At 40.8% G+C, this 17,659-nt stretch carries 19 protein-coding genes; 11 read left to right on the forward strand and 8 right to left on the reverse strand.

Annotated elements, in window-relative coordinates:
* The first annotated feature begins 16 nt into the window (after positions 1–16).
* Both ACPUEN_RS16600 and ACPUEN_RS16605 read left to right on the forward strand, forming a co-directional pair.
* The gene (locus ACPUEN_RS16600; RefSeq protein WP_425637021.1) at positions 17–481 is read left to right on the forward strand and encodes a hypothetical protein; all 465 of its coding nucleotides are present in this window, start codon (positions 17–19) and stop codon (positions 479–481) included.
* On the forward strand, positions 471–629 hold the full coding sequence (locus ACPUEN_RS16605) for a hypothetical protein (protein ID WP_425637023.1): 159 nt from the start codon (positions 471–473) through the stop codon (positions 627–629). The genes ACPUEN_RS16600 and ACPUEN_RS16605 overlap by 11 nt, the downstream gene beginning before the upstream one ends.
* A 65-nt stretch (positions 630–694) precedes the next feature.
* Here ACPUEN_RS16605 and fumC read toward each other — a convergent pair whose 3' ends face one another.
* From fumC to mazG, 4 genes are all read right to left on the reverse strand, one after another.
* Positions 695–2,095: a class II fumarate hydratase gene (fumC, locus tag ACPUEN_RS16610; protein ID WP_425637024.1), complete on the reverse strand. Its 1,401-nt coding sequence runs from the start codon at positions 2,093–2,095 to the stop codon at positions 695–697.
* 75 nt (positions 2,096–2,170) lie between these two features.
* The gene (locus ACPUEN_RS16615; RefSeq protein ID WP_425637025.1) at positions 2,171–2,656 is read right to left on the reverse strand and encodes a hypothetical protein; all 486 of its coding nucleotides are present in this window, start codon (positions 2,654–2,656) and stop codon (positions 2,171–2,173) included.
* Between the two features lie 6 nt (positions 2,657–2,662).
* Complete coding sequence (locus ACPUEN_RS16620) at positions 2,663–3,043, reverse strand: Rid family detoxifying hydrolase (protein ID WP_425637027.1); 381 nt, start codon at positions 3,041–3,043, stop codon at positions 2,663–2,665.
* Positions 3,044–3,127: 84 nt separating this feature from the next.
* On the reverse strand, positions 3,128–3,937 hold the full coding sequence (gene mazG, locus ACPUEN_RS16625) for a nucleoside triphosphate pyrophosphohydrolase (RefSeq protein WP_425637029.1): 810 nt from the start codon (positions 3,935–3,937) through the stop codon (positions 3,128–3,130).
* Positions 3,938–4,009: 72 nt separating this feature from the next.
* On the opposite strand from mazG, the gene ACPUEN_RS16630 reads away from it, so the two are divergent.
* Genes ACPUEN_RS16630 through ACPUEN_RS16640 form a run of 3 tightly spaced genes read left to right on the forward strand, consistent with a single transcriptional unit; the run spans position 4,010 to position 6,878 of the window.
* A complete protein-coding gene (locus tag ACPUEN_RS16630; RefSeq protein WP_111609983.1) occupies positions 4,010–4,240 on the forward strand; it encodes a hypothetical protein in 231 nt (76 codons plus the stop codon).
* Between the two features lie 58 nt (positions 4,241–4,298).
* Positions 4,299–5,693, forward strand: coding sequence for a phosphoglucosamine mutase (glmM, locus tag ACPUEN_RS16635; protein WP_425637030.1), 1,395 nt, complete (start codon positions 4,299–4,301; stop codon positions 5,691–5,693).
* A gap of 42 nt (positions 5,694–5,735) precedes the next feature.
* Positions 5,736–6,878, forward strand: a complete 1,143-nt coding sequence (locus ACPUEN_RS16640) for a cysteine desulfurase family protein (protein WP_425637031.1) — start codon at positions 5,736–5,738, stop codon at positions 6,876–6,878.
* Positions 6,879–6,949: 71 nt separating this feature from the next.
* Here ACPUEN_RS16640 and ACPUEN_RS16645 read toward each other — a convergent pair whose 3' ends face one another.
* Complete coding sequence (locus ACPUEN_RS16645) at positions 6,950–7,693, reverse strand: hypothetical protein (RefSeq protein WP_111609986.1); 744 nt, start codon at positions 7,691–7,693, stop codon at positions 6,950–6,952.
* 109 nt (positions 7,694–7,802) lie between these two features.
* Here ACPUEN_RS16645 and ACPUEN_RS16650 point away from each other — a divergent pair, with 109 nt between their 5' ends.
* Complete coding sequence (locus tag ACPUEN_RS16650) at positions 7,803–8,135, forward strand: Rieske (2Fe-2S) protein (protein WP_425637032.1); 333 nt, start codon at positions 7,803–7,805, stop codon at positions 8,133–8,135.
* A gap of 108 nt (positions 8,136–8,243) precedes the next feature.
* The gene (locus ACPUEN_RS16655) at positions 8,244–10,361 is read left to right on the forward strand and encodes a PQQ-binding-like beta-propeller repeat protein (RefSeq protein WP_425637034.1); all 2,118 of its coding nucleotides are present in this window, start codon (positions 8,244–8,246) and stop codon (positions 10,359–10,361) included.
* A 9-nt stretch (positions 10,362–10,370) separates the two neighbouring features.
* Here the strand turns inward: ACPUEN_RS16655 and ACPUEN_RS16660 are convergent, their stop codons facing one another.
* A complete protein-coding gene (locus ACPUEN_RS16660) occupies positions 10,371–10,781 on the reverse strand; it encodes a DoxX family protein (RefSeq protein WP_425637035.1) in 411 nt (136 codons plus the stop codon).
* Positions 10,782–11,329: 548 nt separating this feature from the next.
* Here ACPUEN_RS16660 and argB point away from each other — a divergent pair.
* The 4 genes from argB to argJ are packed head-to-tail and all read left to right on the forward strand — an operon-like array spanning position 11,330 to position 15,608.
* The gene (gene argB, locus ACPUEN_RS16665) at positions 11,330–12,142 is read left to right on the forward strand and encodes an acetylglutamate kinase (RefSeq protein WP_425637036.1); all 813 of its coding nucleotides are present in this window, start codon (positions 11,330–11,332) and stop codon (positions 12,140–12,142) included.
* Between the two features lie 6 nt (positions 12,143–12,148).
* Positions 12,149–13,342 (forward strand): aspartate aminotransferase family protein, encoded by a 1,194-nt coding sequence (locus ACPUEN_RS16670; protein ID WP_425637037.1) that lies wholly within the window; start codon positions 12,149–12,151, stop codon positions 13,340–13,342.
* Between the two features lies 1 nt (position 13,343).
* Positions 13,344–14,387, forward strand: a complete 1,044-nt coding sequence (gene argC / locus ACPUEN_RS16675; RefSeq protein ID WP_425637038.1) for an N-acetyl-gamma-glutamyl-phosphate reductase — start codon at positions 13,344–13,346, stop codon at positions 14,385–14,387.
* A gap of 9 nt (positions 14,388–14,396) precedes the next feature.
* Positions 14,397–15,608: a bifunctional glutamate N-acetyltransferase/amino-acid acetyltransferase ArgJ gene (argJ, locus tag ACPUEN_RS16680; RefSeq protein ID WP_425637039.1), complete on the forward strand. Its 1,212-nt coding sequence runs from the start codon at positions 14,397–14,399 to the stop codon at positions 15,606–15,608.
* A gap of 65 nt (positions 15,609–15,673) precedes the next feature.
* Here the strand turns inward: argJ and ACPUEN_RS16685 are convergent, their stop codons facing one another.
* Together ACPUEN_RS16685 and ACPUEN_RS16690 are read right to left on the reverse strand one after the other, a co-directional pair.
* Positions 15,674–16,282 (reverse strand): Uma2 family endonuclease, encoded by a 609-nt coding sequence (locus tag ACPUEN_RS16685; RefSeq protein WP_425637041.1) that lies wholly within the window; start codon positions 16,280–16,282, stop codon positions 15,674–15,676.
* A gap of 77 nt (positions 16,283–16,359) precedes the next feature.
* A complete protein-coding gene (locus ACPUEN_RS16690; RefSeq protein ID WP_425637042.1) occupies positions 16,360–17,607 on the reverse strand; it encodes an NAD(P)/FAD-dependent oxidoreductase in 1,248 nt (415 codons plus the stop codon).
* Positions 17,608–17,659: the final 52 nt, after the last annotated feature.

Consider the following 17,659-nt stretch of genomic DNA (forward strand, 5'->3'; position numbering starts at 1 on the left):
AAATTGAGGATGAAATATGCATAAACAACGTATTTACATTGACACCTCAATAGTAGGCGGTTACTTTGATGAAGAATTTAAAGATGTCACCCGATCCTTTTTCAGAATGTTTGAAGAGGGAGAAGTTAGATTTGTTATCTCGGATCTAGTATTGCTTGAATTATTAAATGCTCCTGATAGAGTAAAGCATTTACTTTATTCTTTTGGTAAGGACGTTTTTGAGAAAGTTGAATTAACACGGGAGGCGGTTGATTTGGCAGATGCTTACATAAGCGAAAGAGTAGTTGGAAAAACGAGTCTTGAGGACTGTAGGCATATTGCTCTTGCAACTATTTACAAAGTTGATGTGTTGGCAAGTTGGAACTTTAAACATATTGTTAATCTTCAACGGATAAATGGTTATAACTCAGTAAATCTTAAATTGGGTTATCCCGTTATTGAAATTAGAAGTCCCAAAGATTTGATTAGCTATGAAAACTAATAAGGAAAAAAAATTCGATGCAGTTAAAATGATGCGTCAAGCAAGAGAGAAAATATCTGAGGAAACCTTAAATATGAATTTTGAACAGTTAAAAGAATATATAGCTCAGAAACTTTCAAAGGACACTATTGAGATACCGACAAAGTAACACCATATGAAAATGGTCCCGACATCACTGAAGGGACCATTTTTATTTTTAAAGCTAATTGATTTTTATTTTAAACTTCCCGTCATCTCTTCTGGTTTTACCCATTCAGTGAATTGCTCAGAAGTCAATAAATTAAGTGCAATCGCTGCTTCTCTTAAGCTTGTACCTTCTTTATGTGCTTTCTTGGCGATAGCTGCTGCATTTTCATATCCGATGTGCGGATTCAATGCTGTTACCAGCATCAATGAATTCTCCAAATGTCTCTGGATCATTGGGGTATTTGGCTCAATGCCTACTGCACAGTTATCATTGAAAGAAATGCATGCATCGCCGATCAATCGTGCAGACTGAAGGAAATTCGCCGCGATTAAAGGTTTGAACACATTCAGTTCAAAGTGTCCTGTAGACCCTCCGATGGAAATAGCCACATCATTGCCCATCACTTGCGCTGCGACCATGGTGATAGCCTCAACTTGAGTTGGATTGACTTTGCCTGGCATAATAGAAGATCCTGGCTCATTTTCAGGGATCAAAATCTCACCTATTCCTGATCTTGGACCAGAAGAAAGCATTCTCACGTCATTTGCAATTTTCATCAGAGAAACTGCCAATTGCTTCAGTGCACCGTGAGATTCTACCATGGCATCGTGAGCAGCAAGTGCTTCAAATTTATTTTCTGCTGTCACGAATGGCTGTCCAGAAAGCTCAGCGATTTTCTTTGCTACTAATTCAGAATATCCTTTTGGAGTGTTTAGTCCAGTTCCTACTGCAGTTCCTCCCAATGCTAATTCTGAAAGGTGTGATAAGGTGTTTCTCAAGGCTTTTAATCCATGATTCAACTGGGCTACATATCCACTAAACTCCTGACCAAGCGTAAGAGGAGTAGCATCCATGAAGTGTGTACGGCCGATCTTCACCACATCTTTGAAAGCTTCAGCTTTTTCTGCAAGCGTATCTCTCAATTTCTCTACTCCTGGAATCGTAGTTTCCATCACCATTTTGTATGCAGCAATGTGCATAGCAGTCGGGTAGGTGTCGTTGGAAGATTGAGATTTGTTTACATCATCATTTGGATGGATTTTCTTTTTGGTATCTTCCAAAGAACCTCCTAGAAGTACGTGCGCTCTGTAGGCAATTACCTCATTTGAGTTCATGTTTGATTGCGTGCCTGAGCCAGTTTGCCATACGACCAGCGGGAACTGATCGTCATGCTTTCCTTCCAGAATTTCATCACATACTTTACCGATGATATCAGCTTTGTCCTGATCCAAAACGCCAAGTTCCGCATTTGTTTGCGCAGCTGCTTTTTTTAAAATCGCAAAGGCGTGGGTGATCTCAAGAGGCATGCGGTTTTTTTCGCCGCCGATTTTGAAGTTGTTAATAGATCTTTGGGTCTGCGCGCCCCAGTATTTGTCAGCAGGTACCTCTACAGGTCCCATGGTGTCTTTTTCTATGCGGATGCTCATATTGTATGTTTTATTAATTCTTTTTTGCGGCTCTAAATTACGCCCAAAAGCCATTTATCCCTAAAAATAGAAGGGTTAATCCTTCATTTGGAAGTTGATCAGCTGGTGAAAAACTTTCCGTGAAGCCTTCACTTGTCTATTGAAGAAATACATTGCAATGATGTAATTCACCAAGCTGAGGATAAAACAAAGGGTGGCATACGTATAATTTGGTATGATAAAAGAGTAAAATGCGGTGAAACCGAGTAAAATGATTGACCAAAAACCTAAGAAAAATAGTGCTCCCGGAAATAATCTGAAATTTATAAAGAGAATACAGCCCCGTGGAGTTGTTTCGATCTTGCCCAAAATTAGCGGGAGAAATGTATCAGCTCTATCGACGACTTTTGATATTCTAAAACCTTTCTGACCCACAATGCCATTGAAGAGAATATCTCCCTTGGCTCTAGTTCTTTGATCTAAGTAATTGACTTCCTTGGTCACACGATTCAAATGACTTAGCACCTCTTCTTTAGAAAGAGCGCTGACTAAGGTTTCGCTATCGTATGGGAGCAGGTTCAAAAATGGCTATTTAAAGGCTATACAGGAGATTTCCACATTGACATTTTTAGGAAGTTTACTCACTTCTACAGTTTCTCGTGCAGGTGGGTTCGATTTGAAGTACTGTCCATAGGCTTCATTGATTGTGCCAAACTCATCCATGTTTTTTATGAAAATACTGCATTTGACGATGTCGGCGAAGGTGTAATCTGCTGCACGAAGCACTGCTTCAAGGTTTTTCATCACAGCGTGAGTCTCTTCCGTGATGTTCTCATTGATAAGTTCTCCAGTCTCGGCATCCAAAGCAATTTGACCTGATACATAAAGTATATTTCCTGCCAAAACAGCTTGAGAATAGGGCCCAATTGGTGCTGGAGCCTCATTGGTGTAGATGATATTATTTGCCATATTTTTTTAAGTATCAAGTATCAAATTTTAAGTATCTAGTCTGAAGTACGCGTACTAAGTTTAACGAATTTCAGATTTTTGATTTCAGCCATTAGACTTTGATTTCGCTTCATTCCAATAAACATCCATCTCTGCCAAAGTCATCTCGCTTAACATTTTACCAGATTCTTTTGCGGCAGCTTCTAAATATTGAAACCGCTTAATGAATTTTTTGTTGGTTCGTTCCAAAGCTTCCTCAGGATTGATGTCTATAAATCTGGCATAATTAATCAAGGAAAATAACAAGTCGCCAAATTCTCCACTGGCTTTATCGGGATCGATTTCCTTTTCTTCTGCTACATTGAATTCTTCTTTGAATTCCTGCATTTCCTCCTCCACTTTCTCCCAAACTTGGCTTTTTTCTTCCCAATCAAAACCAACTCCACGGGCTTTTTCCTGAATCCTCATCGCTTTGATCAGTGCAGGAAGTGATTTTGGAACTCCTCCAAGAACAGATTTATTTCCTTTTTCGGTCAGCTTTATTTTCTCCCAGTTTTGCTTCACAGCTTCTTCATCCTCTGCTTGGGTGTCACCATAAATATGAGGATGACGACGGATTAGCTTTTCGCAAAGCGCATCAATCATCGTAGTCATATCGAAATTGCCTTCTTCCGATCCTATTCGTGCATAAAAGACGATGTGAAGGAGAATGTCTCCCAATTCTTTTTTGATTTCATCCGCATCTCCTTCGAGAATTGCATCCGAAAGCTCAAAAGTTTCCTCGATCGTCAAATGTCTGAGGCTTTCTGTCGTTTGTTTTTTATCCCAAGGGCATTGTTCCCTGAGTTCATCCATGATGGTAAGTAGTCTGTCAAAAGCTGCCAATTTCTCGGCTCGGGTACTCAAATTTGTCATGGGTGAGGAAACTATGCTAGGTTTGTGGACGTTTTCGAAGTAAAGCCTTAAATTTGCGCAAATTTATCCGTTATGACAACCGTATTTCTTACCCTTGGTTTCGTTGCTTTATTCTTCATTATGATGTCTGTAAGGCTAATATTCCTCAAAAACGGCGAATTCAAGGGCACTTGTGCCTCTCAAAGTCCCTTTCTCAATAAGGAAGGAGCGACCTGTGGATTCTGTGGAAAGACTATGGATGGTGATACCAGCTGTGGAAACCCCGATAATGAAGTGGATAAGGTCATGGCCAAATTCAAATAGAGATAATCCTGTCTACTGACGGGATTTATTAGTTTTTAATCAAATCAAATTACCATACGTGTCACTAATTAAATCAATCTCTGGCATCAGAGGTACCATCGGAGGAAAGGCCGGCGATGGACTTACTCCCATAGATATAGTCAAATTTGCTTCTGCATATGGAGCTTGGGTACTCGAGAAAACAAATAATCCTAAGGTAATTATCGGTAGAGATGCACGTCTTTCCGGTGAGATGGTATCTGGATTAGTTTCTGCTACGCTCCAAGGAATGGGGATCAATGTGATCGATCTTGGTTTAAGTACCACTCCTACGGTAGAATTTGCTGTTCCTTTGGAAAAAGCCGGTGGAGGAATTATCCTGACTGCAAGCCATAATCCAGTGCAGTGGAATGCCTTGAAACTACTGAATGACAAAGGAGAGTTCATTTCAGACGCTGAAGGAAAGGACATTCTGGACAAAGCTGATAGAGAAGACTTTGCTTTCGCAGAAGTAAAAAAACTCGGTAGCTATTCTCAAATCAATGATTACATCGAGCGCCATATTCAGCATGTATTAGACCTTGAGCTAGTAGATGTTGAAGCCATTAAAGCTAGAAATTTCAAAATAGTAGTGGATGCTGTGAATTCCACCGGAGGAATCGCTGTGCCAATGTTGCTAAGAGCCCTTGGTGTCACAGAAATAGAAGAAATGTACTGTACTCCTGATGGTCATTTTCCTCATAATCCGGAGCCACTTCCAGAGAATCTAAGAGATATTTCGAGCAAATTAGAGCGCGGAAGCTATGATTTGGGCATCGTTGTAGATCCTGATGTAGATCGTTTGGCATTCATCAATGAAGACGGATCTGCTTTCGGCGAAGAGTATACGCTTGTTGCAGTAGCGGATTATGTACTTTCTAAGACTCCAGGAAATACTGTTTCGAACCTTAGCTCTACCCGAGCACTTCGCGATGTGACAGAAAAAAGAGGCGGAACTTACAATGCTTCAGCAGTTGGAGAAGTGAATGTAGTCAATCAAATGAAAGCTGTAAATGCAATCATTGGAGGTGAAGGTAATGGTGGTATCATCTATCCAACTTCTCATTATGGTCGTGATGCATTGGTGGGAATCGGGTTGTTTTTAACTCACTTAGCTAATTTTGGAAAGACCATTTCCAGACTCAGAGCTACTTATCCGAACTATCACATTTCAAAAAATAAAATCGAACTCACTCCTGAGATTGATGTCGATAAAATTTTGCTTGAGATCAAAAAGAAATATAAAAACCACCCAATCAACGATATAGACGGCGTTAAAATCGAATTTGAAAAGGAATGGGTACATTTGCGGAAGTCAAATACGGAGCCGATCATTCGGATTTACTCAGAGTCTGAATCAGAAGCAACCGCTGAGCATTTGGCCAAAAAGCTTATTGCTGATATCAAGGAAGTAGTGAATGCTTCAATGATTTGAGCTTAGCTCAACAGAAAGAATATACAACCCAACACGAGTACGATGAAAGTTTACTTAGACAATGCAGCTACCACTGCCATGGACGATCGAGTGATCGAAGCCATGATTCCTTTTATGAGAAATCATTACGGCAATCCTTCTTCCGTCCATAGTTTTGGAAGAGAAGTTAGGACTGCTATTGAGAGATCAAGGAAGAAGGTTGCAGAATTGTTAAATGTAACTCCTGCCGAAATTTTCTTTACCTCTGGTGGAACTGAAGCTGATAATACTGCGATTGTTTGTGGGATCGAAAGTCATGGAATTACTCATGCGATTACTTCCCCACTTGAGCATCATGCAGTCTTGCATACGTTGGAAATGTGTGAGAAAAAAGGACATATCAAACTGAGCAAACTGGATGTAAACGAGAAGGGGGAATTGGATATGAATCAGCTGGAGGACTTGCTGAAGGCCAACCCAAAAAGTTTGGTTTCTCTGATGCATGCAAATAATGAGATCGGGAATCTTAATGATTTGAACCGCATTGGATCACTTGCGAAAGAGCATGGTGCGTTTTTCCATTCTGACACCGTGCAGACCATGGGACACTATGTACATGATCTAAAATCTCTTCCTGTGGATTCCATCGTAGCTGGAGGTCATAAATTTCATGGCCCAAAAGGTTCCGGGTTTCTTTATGTGAAAAAGGATAAGAAAATCCATCCTTTGATCCACGGTGGAGCTCAAGAACGGAATATGCGTGGTGGAACTGAAAATGTGATAGGGATTATTGGAATCGCAAAAGCCTTGGAAATCGCCTATGAGGACATGGCTGAGCATCAAGTTCATATAGAAGCTATCAAAAAACATTTCATCCAAAGTCTTACTCAGGAGATTCCAGGAGTAGAGTTCAATGGACTGTCTGGAGATTTGGATAAGAGTTTGTACACTGTATTAAGCGTAAGCTTACCTCCGTCTGAAGCCAACAGCGGCATGTTGCTATTCAATCTTGATCTGGAAGGAGTTTCTGCTTCTGGTGGGTCCGCCTGCAGTTCAGGGGCTACAGTTGGCTCGCATGTATTGAGAGCAATCAATCACACGCCAGAGCGAGATGCAGTTAGATTCTCCTTCAGCCGATTTAATACAATAGAGGAAGTAGATTATACAGTCGGAAAGTTGAAAGAACTATACGCTGTAGAAGCATAAAAAATAGAAAAGGAGCTCATAAGGCTCCTTTTTTTATTATTTCAGCTTTCAGCTTTTAGAATTTAAAATTATTACTTCCCCTGATATCCAATCGCATATGGAGTCCAAATCTCATAAATTGGATTGCCCGTTGAGCTTAGTCCACTGTGATGCCATTCACCATCAATTACTTCGTAGTTGAAATCTAAGTTAGCACCTACTCGAGAATCATCTCTGGAAAAGAATGTTATGCTTTCCACATATTTTCCGTCTTTGGCAGTGTAAGTTCCTCCGCCTGTGCCTGAAAATTCCTTTGTTTCGGAATTGAACGCAATCCATTGAAAACGACCTCCGCTCAGGATTTTAACCGTTCTTCTTGCCCCCGGAGTTGATCTGGAGATTTCCTCGCCACGTTTTCTTCCCGTGATCACCCAGTTTCCCGTTAGATCGTCTTCTGCATCTGACACTTTTTCCCAGATTTCTACGAGCATTTTCCCATTGATCTCTGAGGAGATGACCATCTTTTCATTTACCCAGTCCAGCTTGTATTTATTTGTCTTTCCGACCTGAAATGGATCTAATGTGAAGAAATCTAAAGTCTCCATATATTTCCCGTCCTCATAAGAAAATGGTCCCCCTCCTGCGCTGATAAAGTGATTATCAGCAACCTGTTTTGCTCCATATGCAAAATAATCATCTTGATAAATCTTGATATATTCTATATCGGTTACTTCTTGACCATCCTGATGGGTAAGTTTCCAAGCCCCCTCAAGGCTTTGTGCCTCGGCCAAATTGAAGAATAATAAGGCGGTAATAAAAAGTATAGTTGCTTTCATGGTTTTAACGGTTTTTATTCACCTATTAAATTCAACAAGATTCATCAGAAAACCAATGGTTTATTTATGTTAAGGTTTGATTTCCTTTTGAGTAGATAAATCCCGTCTTATGAAAACATTCCTTTTGGGTAGTACAAAACGCCAAGTTTTGGAAATGATTCCTGAGTGTCGAATTCATAAAATTAACCTTGGTGATCAGGTCATCGCGTTGGTGCGATCCCAAGAAAATTTCCACGCATTTCAAGCTGATTGTCCGCATCGAGGAACTTCATTATTAGAGGGTTCTTTATCAAGTGAACATGAGGTGATTTGTCCATTACACCGGTATAGATTTAATCTAATGACAGGTGAAGTAAAAGTTGGTTCTTGTGGGAATTTGGAGATTTACCCAACAGAATTAACGCAAGAAGGATTGAAAGTTTTCATCTCAAATGATGAGTAATGAAAACCAGTATTCAAATTTTAAATTTGAAGATTTGATTTGGCTTTCTACAATTGATAATTTTCCATACGTTAAGATTTAATTTAACAACCCAACTCAACCTAATTCATGAAACCATTCTATAAGGTAGCCTTTGGATTTTTGATACTATTATCCGCATGCCAATCCAATAATACAGAAGTGGATTACACCGATTGGTCACACTACGGAGGTCCAGCTGATGGCTCCCGATTTTCGTCTTTGATACAAATCACTAAAGAAAATGTTTCCCAACTTCAGGTTGCTTGGACGTACAATACAGGTGATGCAACAGAACGCTCCCAGATTCAATGCCAGCCGATTGTAGTAAATGGACTTCTTTACGGCTCTACTCCCACCTTAAATGTGTTTGCTGTAAATGCTGAAACTGGAACTGAAGTATGGAGATTTGATCCATTTCAAATTCTTGGAGGAGAAAATTCTTGGGCAGGGACTAATCGTGGAGTGAGTTATTGGGAAGATGGAGATGACAAACGCATTCTTTTTGGGGCTGGAAATTGGCTGATGGCAGTGGATGCGGAGACTGGAGAACCCATTCCAAGTTTTGGAGACCAAGGCAAGGTTGATTTGAGAAAAGGTTTAGACACAGAGCGGGAGGATTTTCTGATAGTGGCAAATGCTCCAGGAGTAGTCTATGGAGATTTATTGATTATTGGAATGCGACTTTCCGAGGGTTTGGATGCCGCGCCAGGACATATTCGGGCCTATAATATTCGCACAGGCAAGCGAGAATGGATTTTCCATACCATTCCGCAGGAAGGAGAATTTGGTTACGATACTTGGGATTCAAAAAGTATAAAGCAGATCGGTGGAGCAAATAATTGGGCCGGGATGACGGTGGATCAGGAGCGGGGAATTGTTTTTGTGCCAACAGGTTCTGCGACTTACGATTTTTGGGGAGGTTACCGCAAAGGAGATAATTTATTTGCGAATTCCCTGATTGCGCTGAATGCGAAAACTGGGGAAAGGATCTGGCACTTTCAAGCTGTACATCATGACGTGTGGGACCGGGATTTTCCTGCTAATCCTAACTTAATTAGAATTCTAAAAGACGGAACGTGGGTTGATGCAGTCGCTCAAATCTCTAAGCAAGGTATGACTTATGTCTTTGATCGGGAGACTGGCGAGCCGATTTGGCCAATTCCTGAAACTGCCACCATCCAATCTGTCATGCCTGGCGAATTTACCTCTCCAACTCAACCGATTCCTTCTTTTCCCGAGCCTTTTATGAATATGGTTTTTGATGAATCTAGTATACTCAACCTGAAACCTGAATGGGAAGCTGATATTAGAAATCAACTAGAAGGAGCGATTTATGGAGACACTTGGGCTCCTCCGCATCCAGAAAAACCGATGGTTCTTTTCCCAGGAATGGATGGTGGTGGAGAATGGGGTGGAGCATCTTTTGATCCTACAACTCAGACTTTATATGTGAACGCCAATCAAATTCCTTGGGTAATCGGGATGACTCCAAATGCTGATTTTGAGAACATAGGGAAATCTGTTTACACTAATTTTTGTGGAAATTGCCATGGACTGGATAGAAAGGGAAACCCGCCGGCAATCCCGAGTTTACTGGAGTTAAAGGAAAAATATACCTATGATTCATTGGCACTTTTGCTTCAAAAAGGAAGGGGAGCGATGCCATCTTTTGCACATATTTCTGATGAAAACCGCAAAGTGCTTTTGCAATATCTCTTGGACAAAGCTCCTGCAGAAGGTGACAAGCAAGAAATGGAAGGCGTGCAATCACAGCTTTTTCCTCGCTACTATATGGACGGCTATAAAAAGCTGGTAACCAAAGAGGGACTCTATGGGTCCAACCCGCCTTGGGGCCTTTTGACCGCCATTGATATGAATACTGGGAAGAAAAAGTGGCAAGTTCCGCTGGGAGAAATTGACTCTCTGAGTGCTCAGGGTTTTGCTCCTACAGGTACCGAAAACTATGGAGGTCCAGTGGTGACTGCAGGCGGAGTGTTATTTATCGCAGCGACAAAGGATGAGAAAATTCGTGCTTTAGATAAGGAGACCGGTAAAATTCTTTGGGAAGCCAAGCTTCCAGCTTCGGGACATGCTACACCAGCAGTATACGAAATGAACGGAAAGCAATTTCTAGTAATCGCCTGTGGCGGAGGAAAAGGCACTAAAAGCGGAGATGCTTACGTGGCTTTTACTTTGCCTCAATGATTTGAAAAGCTAGCCTCCATAGTACATGGATTTGCGATCACTCAGTCCATCAAGAGAATACTTACCAGCTCCGAAAATAAGTATACAGAAGAAGACTGTAAAATATAAAAGAGGGAGCTCTTTTCTCCCAAATGGATCCGATGCATGCGCTACAAATGCTGCAGTCAGCATAGTAATTATAAGTGGGATTGTGGCGAGACGGGTTTTAAATCCTATGACAACTAATATGCCACATATGAATTCGGCAAAAACAGCAAGTGTTAAGGAAACCACCGGGCCTATGCCTAGAAAATCCATGAATTTAATAGGGTCGTCTCCAATTAACCGCATTAATTTCGGATAGCCGTGAGTTAAAATCATTCCTCCAGCGCCTAATCGTAGTACTAGTAGTCCAATATCTTCTAAAACTGTTTTCTTCATTTTTCCGGGGTGAATGTTAATGATAACAATATAAATAATGGATTGACTTCAATTTTCAAAGTATTTCTACATGACTAGTGACATGCTAGTATGATCTGTGGACGTAGACCATCTATTTGAAATAAGGATTTAATGATAGCCATTTGGTTGGAAGGAATTGGTCTATTTTTCCTCCAGTCATCATCGTATGTAGTATTGAGTAATTTATCGGGTAATAAACATTCACACTTAAATTTTAGCGCATTTTAGGGAAATAATTCCGCTTTCGACTGACAGCATGTCACCCTGTCAAGCCAAATGATCAATGGTAATTTGACTTTTAAGAGTTTTAAGTTTCACTATTCCAATAACATGGGGGTATTCCACAAAATAACCTCTTTCGGAACGAAGGTTGTTTTAAAACTGTTAGGTTAAATTAGTAAAACCAGTAATTATCAAGTTTTCATCTCTAATAAGAAGTAATTCAGTTCTGATTTTTTCTCATTTCTGCCAGTCCATAAGGGAGAGCCGGGTTAGGAAAAAATCAATTTATTATAAAAAAAGTAGAAATGTCTAAGCAAAGAATTCTCATCAAATATGGTGGGAATGCGATGATCAATCCCCAGTTGCAACAGGAAATAGCAGCACAGATTTTTAAACTTCAGGACGCGGGATTTGAAGTAGTGATGGTGCACGGCGGTGGGCCATTTATCAATAAAGCACTTGAAAAAGCTGCCATCAAAACTCAGTTTGTGGATGGTCTCAGAGTGACAGAAGCAGTTGCTTTCGCAGAAATTCAAAAAGCACTGATAGGTGAAGTCAATGCCGACTTGATCTCTTTACTAAATCAAAACAACCTAAAAGCCGTCGGTCTTTCAGGTAAAGATGCCAGAATGGTGCGGGCAAAAAAGTACCAGCATAAATCTTCCGATGGAAGTCTGGTCGATCTTGGTTTGGTAGGTGAAATTACTGATATCGATAGTACGCTGATCAACAACCTTTGCCAAGCAGGATATATTCCTGTGGTTGCCTGTGTCGCTGACGGAGCAGACGGGATTTCTTACAATATCAATGCGGATACTTTTGCAGGTAAACTTGCAGCGGCTGTGAAAGCCGATCAACTTATTGTACTCACGGATGTAGATGGACTTTTTCTAAACTATCCAGATCCAGATTCTATCATTCACGAACTTGATGAAAAAGCTGTACAAAAACATATGGGTTCAACCATCCAAGGTGGTATGATACCCAAAATTCAATCCTGCATGCTGGCATTAAAAGAAGGAGTGCAAAAAGCAATTATTTTAAATGGTACCAAGCCCGAGCAGATTGCCGGATACGTAATCAATCATGAGAAAATTGGAACCACCTTAACTCTATAAAAGATTATGAACAATCAAGAATTATACACCAAAGACAAAGAGTATTACTTACCAACCTTCAATCGCTTTCCTTTAGCTTTTATCAAAGGAAAAGGAAGTAGATTATGGGATGCAAATGGAAAAGAATACATTGATTTACTAGCTGGTATTGCTGTAAATAATGTGGGCCATTGTCATCCTACGGTTGTGAAAGCAATTCAGGATCAGGCGGCTAACTTGATGCATATTTCTAATTTTTTCGTGAGTCCTCAGCAAGTTGCTTTGAGTGAATTGCTAGTTAAAATCTCTGGCTTGGATCGAGTTTTCCTGACAAATAGTGGAGCAGAATCCGTAGAAGGAGCCATTAAAATTGCTAGAAGGTATGCACATAAGCAATCTAAAGGTGGAAAAATCATTTCCATGCAAAATTCGTTTCATGGCAGAACTTTAGCGACCATCGCGACTGGTCAGGAGAAATATCAGCAAGGATTTGGCCCTATTCCAACAGGATTTGCTCAAGTTCCTTTCAATGATCTCAAGGCAGTTGAAGCTGCAATAGACATAGAGACTGCAGCAGTGATTGTAGAGCCGATTCAGGGTGAAGGGGGAGTTGTTCCTGCGGAAAAGGCATACTTGGAAGGTTTGAGAAAGCTATGTGATGAACAAGGAATCCTTTTGATTTTTGATGAGATCCAATGTGGGATAGGAAGAACCGGAAATTGGTTTGCAAAGGACTATTTCGGAGTTCAGCCGGATATAATGACTTTAGCCAAGGGGCTAGGAGGAGGAGCGCCGATAGGTGCGATTCTTTGCAATGAAAAAGTAGCCAGTGCGATTGAATTTGGGGATCATGGCACCACTTTCGGTGGGAATCCGCTTGTAGCAGCTTCAGCGATTGCGACTATAGAAGTCATCAATGAGGAGCAACTTTGCAAAAGAGCAACCGAAACCAGTGAATGGTTGAGAGGAAAGCTAGCTGAATTGATCGAGAAGCATGAGGAACTTGAGTCTGTGAGAGGAGTAGGGTTGATGCTTGGAGTGAAAATGAAATCAGAGGCTAAGCCCTACGTGCTACGATTACTAGAAGAGGGAATTGTGGCAAATGCTACGGCTGGAAATATTCTAAGACTTGTTCCTGCCCTGAATATCAGCAGAGACGAGCTAAATATTTTTCTAGAAAAATTTGACGAAATCCTTACCGAAACCACTGTTGTAGCCTAAGATGAGCAATCAAAAATTAAAAGTAGCCATAGTTGGAGCCTCTGGATTTACGGGGTCTGAGTTGGCAAGACTTCTTTTGAATCACGAGGAAGTTTCAATTGAAATGATCACTTCAGAATCGCATGAGGGCAAGCCATTTTCAGACTTACACCCTCAGTTTGTCGATAGATTAGACATTCCTTTGGTTAGTGCTGAAGAGGTAAGTAAGAGAAAACTGGATGTAATATTCCTAGCTCTACCTCATGGCGTTTCCATGGATTTTGTTGCCAAATGGAAGGATTCAGGTGCGAAAATCATAGACCTCTCAGGAGATTTTAGACTTTCCACCAAGGAAGTTTATGAAGAATGGTATAATAAAAAGCATAGCTATCCTGAAGGATTTGCATCGGCTGTTTATGGTTTGCCAGAGCTTTTTGCAGATAAAATAAAGTCAGCAAATTTGGTTGCAAATCCAGGCTGTTATCCTACGGCATCTATTTTAAGCATGGCTCCACTTTTTGCGAAGCAACTGGTAGAGGAAAAATCTCTGATCATTGATGCGAAGTCAGGCTTGACAGGAGCAGGAATTAAAGCTAATGCGACTACGCATTTTTCTAATGTGAATGAAAATTTCAAAGCCTATGGAATCGCAGGTCACAGACATACGATTGAGATAGAGGAGCAGCTTGGAGGTTTATCAGGTAATCAGACTGCAGTTCAATTTACTCCGCATCTACTTCCTGTAGATCGAGGAATTTTGGTGACTGCTTACGCCAAAATCAAAGGCGAAATGAGTCAAGAAAAGCTCACGTCGATCTACCATGATTTTTACAAGGAAAAACCATTTGTCAGATTGAGAAATCAGGCGCCGGGAATTAAAGACGTCCGAGGAAGTCATTTCTGCGATGTGTTTCCAGTGTGGGATGCAAGGACGGAGCGCGTTATCGTGATCTCAGCAATTGATAATTTGCTCAAGGGCGCAGCTAGTCAGGCGGTACACAATATGAATTTGATGTTTGGCTTGACAGAGTCCGAAGGATTGAACCAAGTGCCATTAAAACCTTAATAAGAAAAGATGATTAAAAATATTACGAACGTACGTGGCATCAAATGCTGGGGCGCTCACACTGGAGTGAAATCGATGAAACGCGATTTGGCTATTATTTATTCAGAAGTTCCAGCTGCTGCTGCAGGCACATTAACGCAGAATAAAGTTCGCGCTGAGCCTATAAAAATCACTGAGAAACACCTGGAAAATAATCGAGCTCAGGTGATTATTTGTAATGCAGGAAATGCAAATGCTTGTACAGGTGATCAGGGGAGAGAAGGAGCTGAGGCGATGGTCCGTACGACCGCAGAAGCTTTGGGAATTCCAGAGGATGATGTGATTGTAGCTTCTACTGGCATTATCGGTGTGGAATTTCCAACCGAAGATGTAGTGGAAGGACTAAAAGTCAATATCCCGAAACTAAGCGGTGAAATTAAGGCAGGTTCATTTGTGGCAAATGCTATCTTGACCACAGATACTTTTGCTAAGGAAGGATTTATTGAATTCGAATATGAAGGAGTGAAAATCAATATGGGCGGAGTAGCTAAAGGGTCTGGAATGATTCATCCCAATATGGCTACCATGCTGGCATTCATAGTGACTGATTTTAACATTGACGAGAAGCTACTTCAAGAAGCTGTTTCTTATTGTGTAGATCGTTCATTTAATATGATCACCGTAGATGGAGATACTTCTACGAATGATATGGTCGCTGTCATGGCTAATGGTTTGGCCGGCAATAGAAAAGTGAAAAGTAAGGATGATCCAGGATATGAGATTTTCTTGGAGAAACTACTGGAAATCCTGACACATTTAGCAAAACTAATCGTCTCAGATGGAGAAGGTGCCTCCAAGTTTATAGAATATAAAGTAACCAAGGCGAGAACTGAAGCGATTGCTAGGACGCTCATTCGCGCGATCTCTGACTCTACTCTGGTGAAAACTGCTATGTTTGGTCGTGATCCAAACTGGGGGAGAATTGTCGCTGCTGCTGGTAATGCTGGGGTTGCCTTTAATTATAAAAAAGTAAACCTCTTTATCGGAGATCAAAATCATCTAGTTCAGGTCTTAGATAAGGGCAATCCAGTAGATTTTGAAAAGTCCTATATGAAAAAACTTCTTAGAGAATCTCATATTCGAGTTCATCTGGAACTCAATTCTGGAGAAGAAGAAGGTATAGGTTGGGGATCAGATTTGACCACAGATTATGTGATGTTCAATTCTGTTTATACGACTTGATAGATATTTTGCTTAACAGTCAATAGTTATCCTGCTTCTCTTGAAGCAGGATTTTTTATGTATTTCTAATCTATTTTTTCAAAAAACTCTTCGAGATCTAATTTAAAGCCAGAAATACATTCAGATTTGACGATGTCTCCGCGTGTAAAAAGTCTAGATGCAACATATTTCCCATCAGTAAGAGAGTTGATCATTAAAGTTTCTTCATAGGGAGAAATAATCCAATATTCGCTGACTCCAGATTCCTCGTAAACTTCGTATTTGTTTTGCAACTCCTTTTTATTGTTTCCTGGAGAAAGCACTTCTACGATTAAATCTGGGGCTCCGACACATCCTGCTTCATCCAATTTGGAACGGTCACAAACCACACAGACATCTGGCTGGACTACTGTGAATATGTCTTCATTTTTTCTGGACTTTACGGGTAGGCGCACGTCAAAAGGAGCGATAAATACTTCGCAGGGTTTCTTTTCGAGGAATTGTAAAAATGTTGAACCTAAACGTAGCACTATCTGCTGATGCTTTATTCTCGGCGCTGCAGCAGCAGACCGAAAAACTTTTCCTTTGATGAGCTCGACCATTTCGTCGATCTCCCAAGTCAGATAGTCCGCATAAGAATATACTCCATATTCCGTAAATGGCTCTTTTACAAGATCTTTCTCATCTGATTCCATAAGAACAATTTAATGAAATGGCTTGAATAAATAGTAATCATAAAAAGTCCTTCGAAGTTCTAAAATCCTCAAAGGACTCACATGTATCTATCTACCTCAAAACCTTTCAATTCTAACGTTGTGTCTTTTTGCTGATGCAATTCTGCGAGGATTTTTCCAGAAGCTGGTGCCAAACTCACCCCCATCATGGAGTGCCCAGAATTTACCATGACATTGGAGTAGCCAGGAGCAAAACCTATGTACGGAAGCCCATCTGGGGAACATGGCCTCAGACCTTTCCAAATCTTGTTTTCTTCAGGAAATTTTGCTTCGAATTCTGGATAATACCGATTGATGGATTCAAAGATTCCTTTGACACGGCTGAGATTTACTTTTTGATTGGTACCAGCGATTTCCATTGTTCCTCCAAAGCGAATTTGATCACCATAGGGACTCACGGCAACTTTCATCTCGGTTAAAATGGATGATTGCATGATTTCAGGTTTGTTTTCCTGTAGAAAAGAATAGCCCTTTCCACCCATCATCGGAAGGTTGAAACCTAATAAAGCTGCCAATTCTCCAGACCAAGAACCACTCGCAAGAATTACTTTTCCGGCATCGATTTTACCTTGGTCTGTAATGACTGCATTGACAGCATTTCCATTTTTTTCAAAACCAGTTACCTGCGTATTTGGAAGGAATTTTACTCCTTTTTCCTGTAAATAACTTTTTAGAAATCCATACAATTTCGCTGGATCCAAATGTGCATCGCCAGGAAATCTCACTGCCCCACGTGCTTTTACTTCTAGATTTGGCTCGAAAGTCCGGATTTCTTCTGGAGTTAAAATATCTGCCTGCAAGCCGTTTGCATTGGCAAGATGAGCGAATTCAATTTCCTCTTTCTCAACTGCTTCTGTCTGATAGATCATCATCAAACCTTTCTCCTGCAAACCAATCTGAGAGTTTGGATGCTCGTCCCGAAATTCCTGATAAAGCGCCTTACTGAGCAAACTTAGGTTTTTCAGTACAGGAACAGATCGCTCTACATGGGCAGGACTCGCAGCTTTGTAAAATTGGTAGCACCATTTCAAAAGTTTGGCGTCTAGTCGAGGATGAATGTAGAATGGGCTTTTGGAAGAAAACATCCAAGAAATCCCTTTACTGATCATCCCCGGAGCTGCTAATGGAATGATGTGGCTTGGAACGATCATACCGGCATTCCCCGTGGAGCAGTTAATATTCATATCTCCCTGGTCAATTACTTGTACTTCTACTCCTTCTTTCTGAAGAAAATACGCTGTAAAAAGGCCGATTACTCCGCCGCCGATGATGATTGTTGGTTTCATGAATAAGTGTCAAGTAGTTAGTATCAAGTACTAAGACGATGCTTTGCCGCGC

Origin of the sequence: Algoriphagus yeomjeoni, from assembly GCF_049821175.1 — a bacterium.
Classification (GTDB): Bacteria; Bacteroidota; Bacteroidia; order Cytophagales; family Cyclobacteriaceae; genus Algoriphagus; species Algoriphagus yeomjeoni_A.

Bases quoted from the DNA above. Each gene is read 5' to 3' on its own strand.
- ACPUEN_RS16600 (WP_425637021.1), top strand. From the start codon at position 17: ATGCATAAACAACGTATTTACATTGACACCTCAATAGTAGGCGGTTAC.
- ACPUEN_RS16605 (WP_425637023.1), top strand. From the start codon at position 471: ATGAAAACTAATAAGGAAAAAAAATTCGATGCAGTTAAAATGATGCGT.
- fumC (WP_425637024.1), bottom strand. From the start codon at position 2,095: ATGAGCATCCGCATAGAAAAAGACACCATGGGACCTGTAGAGGTACCT.
- ACPUEN_RS16620 (WP_425637027.1), bottom strand. From the start codon at position 3,043: ATGGCAAATAATATCATCTACACCAATGAGGCTCCAGCACCAATTGGG.
- mazG (WP_425637029.1), bottom strand. From the start codon at position 3,937: ATGACAAATTTGAGTACCCGAGCCGAGAAATTGGCAGCTTTTGACAGA.
- ACPUEN_RS16630 (WP_111609983.1), top strand. From the start codon at position 4,010: ATGACAACCGTATTTCTTACCCTTGGTTTCGTTGCTTTATTCTTCATT.
- ACPUEN_RS16640 (WP_425637031.1), top strand. From the start codon at position 5,736: ATGAAAGTTTACTTAGACAATGCAGCTACCACTGCCATGGACGATCGA.
- ACPUEN_RS16645 (WP_111609986.1), bottom strand. From the start codon at position 7,693: ATGAAAGCAACTATACTTTTTATTACCGCCTTATTATTCTTCAATTTG.
- ACPUEN_RS16650 (WP_425637032.1), top strand. From the start codon at position 7,803: ATGAAAACATTCCTTTTGGGTAGTACAAAACGCCAAGTTTTGGAAATG.
- ACPUEN_RS16655 (WP_425637034.1), top strand. From the start codon at position 8,244: ATGAAACCATTCTATAAGGTAGCCTTTGGATTTTTGATACTATTATCC.
- ACPUEN_RS16660 (WP_425637035.1), bottom strand. From the start codon at position 10,781: ATGAAGAAAACAGTTTTAGAAGATATTGGACTACTAGTACTACGATTA.
- argB (WP_425637036.1), top strand. From the start codon at position 11,330: ATGTCTAAGCAAAGAATTCTCATCAAATATGGTGGGAATGCGATGATC.
- ACPUEN_RS16670 (WP_425637037.1), top strand. From the start codon at position 12,149: ATGAACAATCAAGAATTATACACCAAAGACAAAGAGTATTACTTACCA.
- argC (WP_425637038.1), top strand. From the start codon at position 13,344: ATGAGCAATCAAAAATTAAAAGTAGCCATAGTTGGAGCCTCTGGATTT.
- argJ (WP_425637039.1), top strand. From the start codon at position 14,397: ATGATTAAAAATATTACGAACGTACGTGGCATCAAATGCTGGGGCGCT.
- ACPUEN_RS16685 (WP_425637041.1), bottom strand. From the start codon at position 16,282: ATGGAATCAGATGAGAAAGATCTTGTAAAAGAGCCATTTACGGAATAT.
- ACPUEN_RS16690 (WP_425637042.1), bottom strand. From the start codon at position 17,607: ATGAAACCAACAATCATCATCGGCGGCGGAGTAATCGGCCTTTTTACA.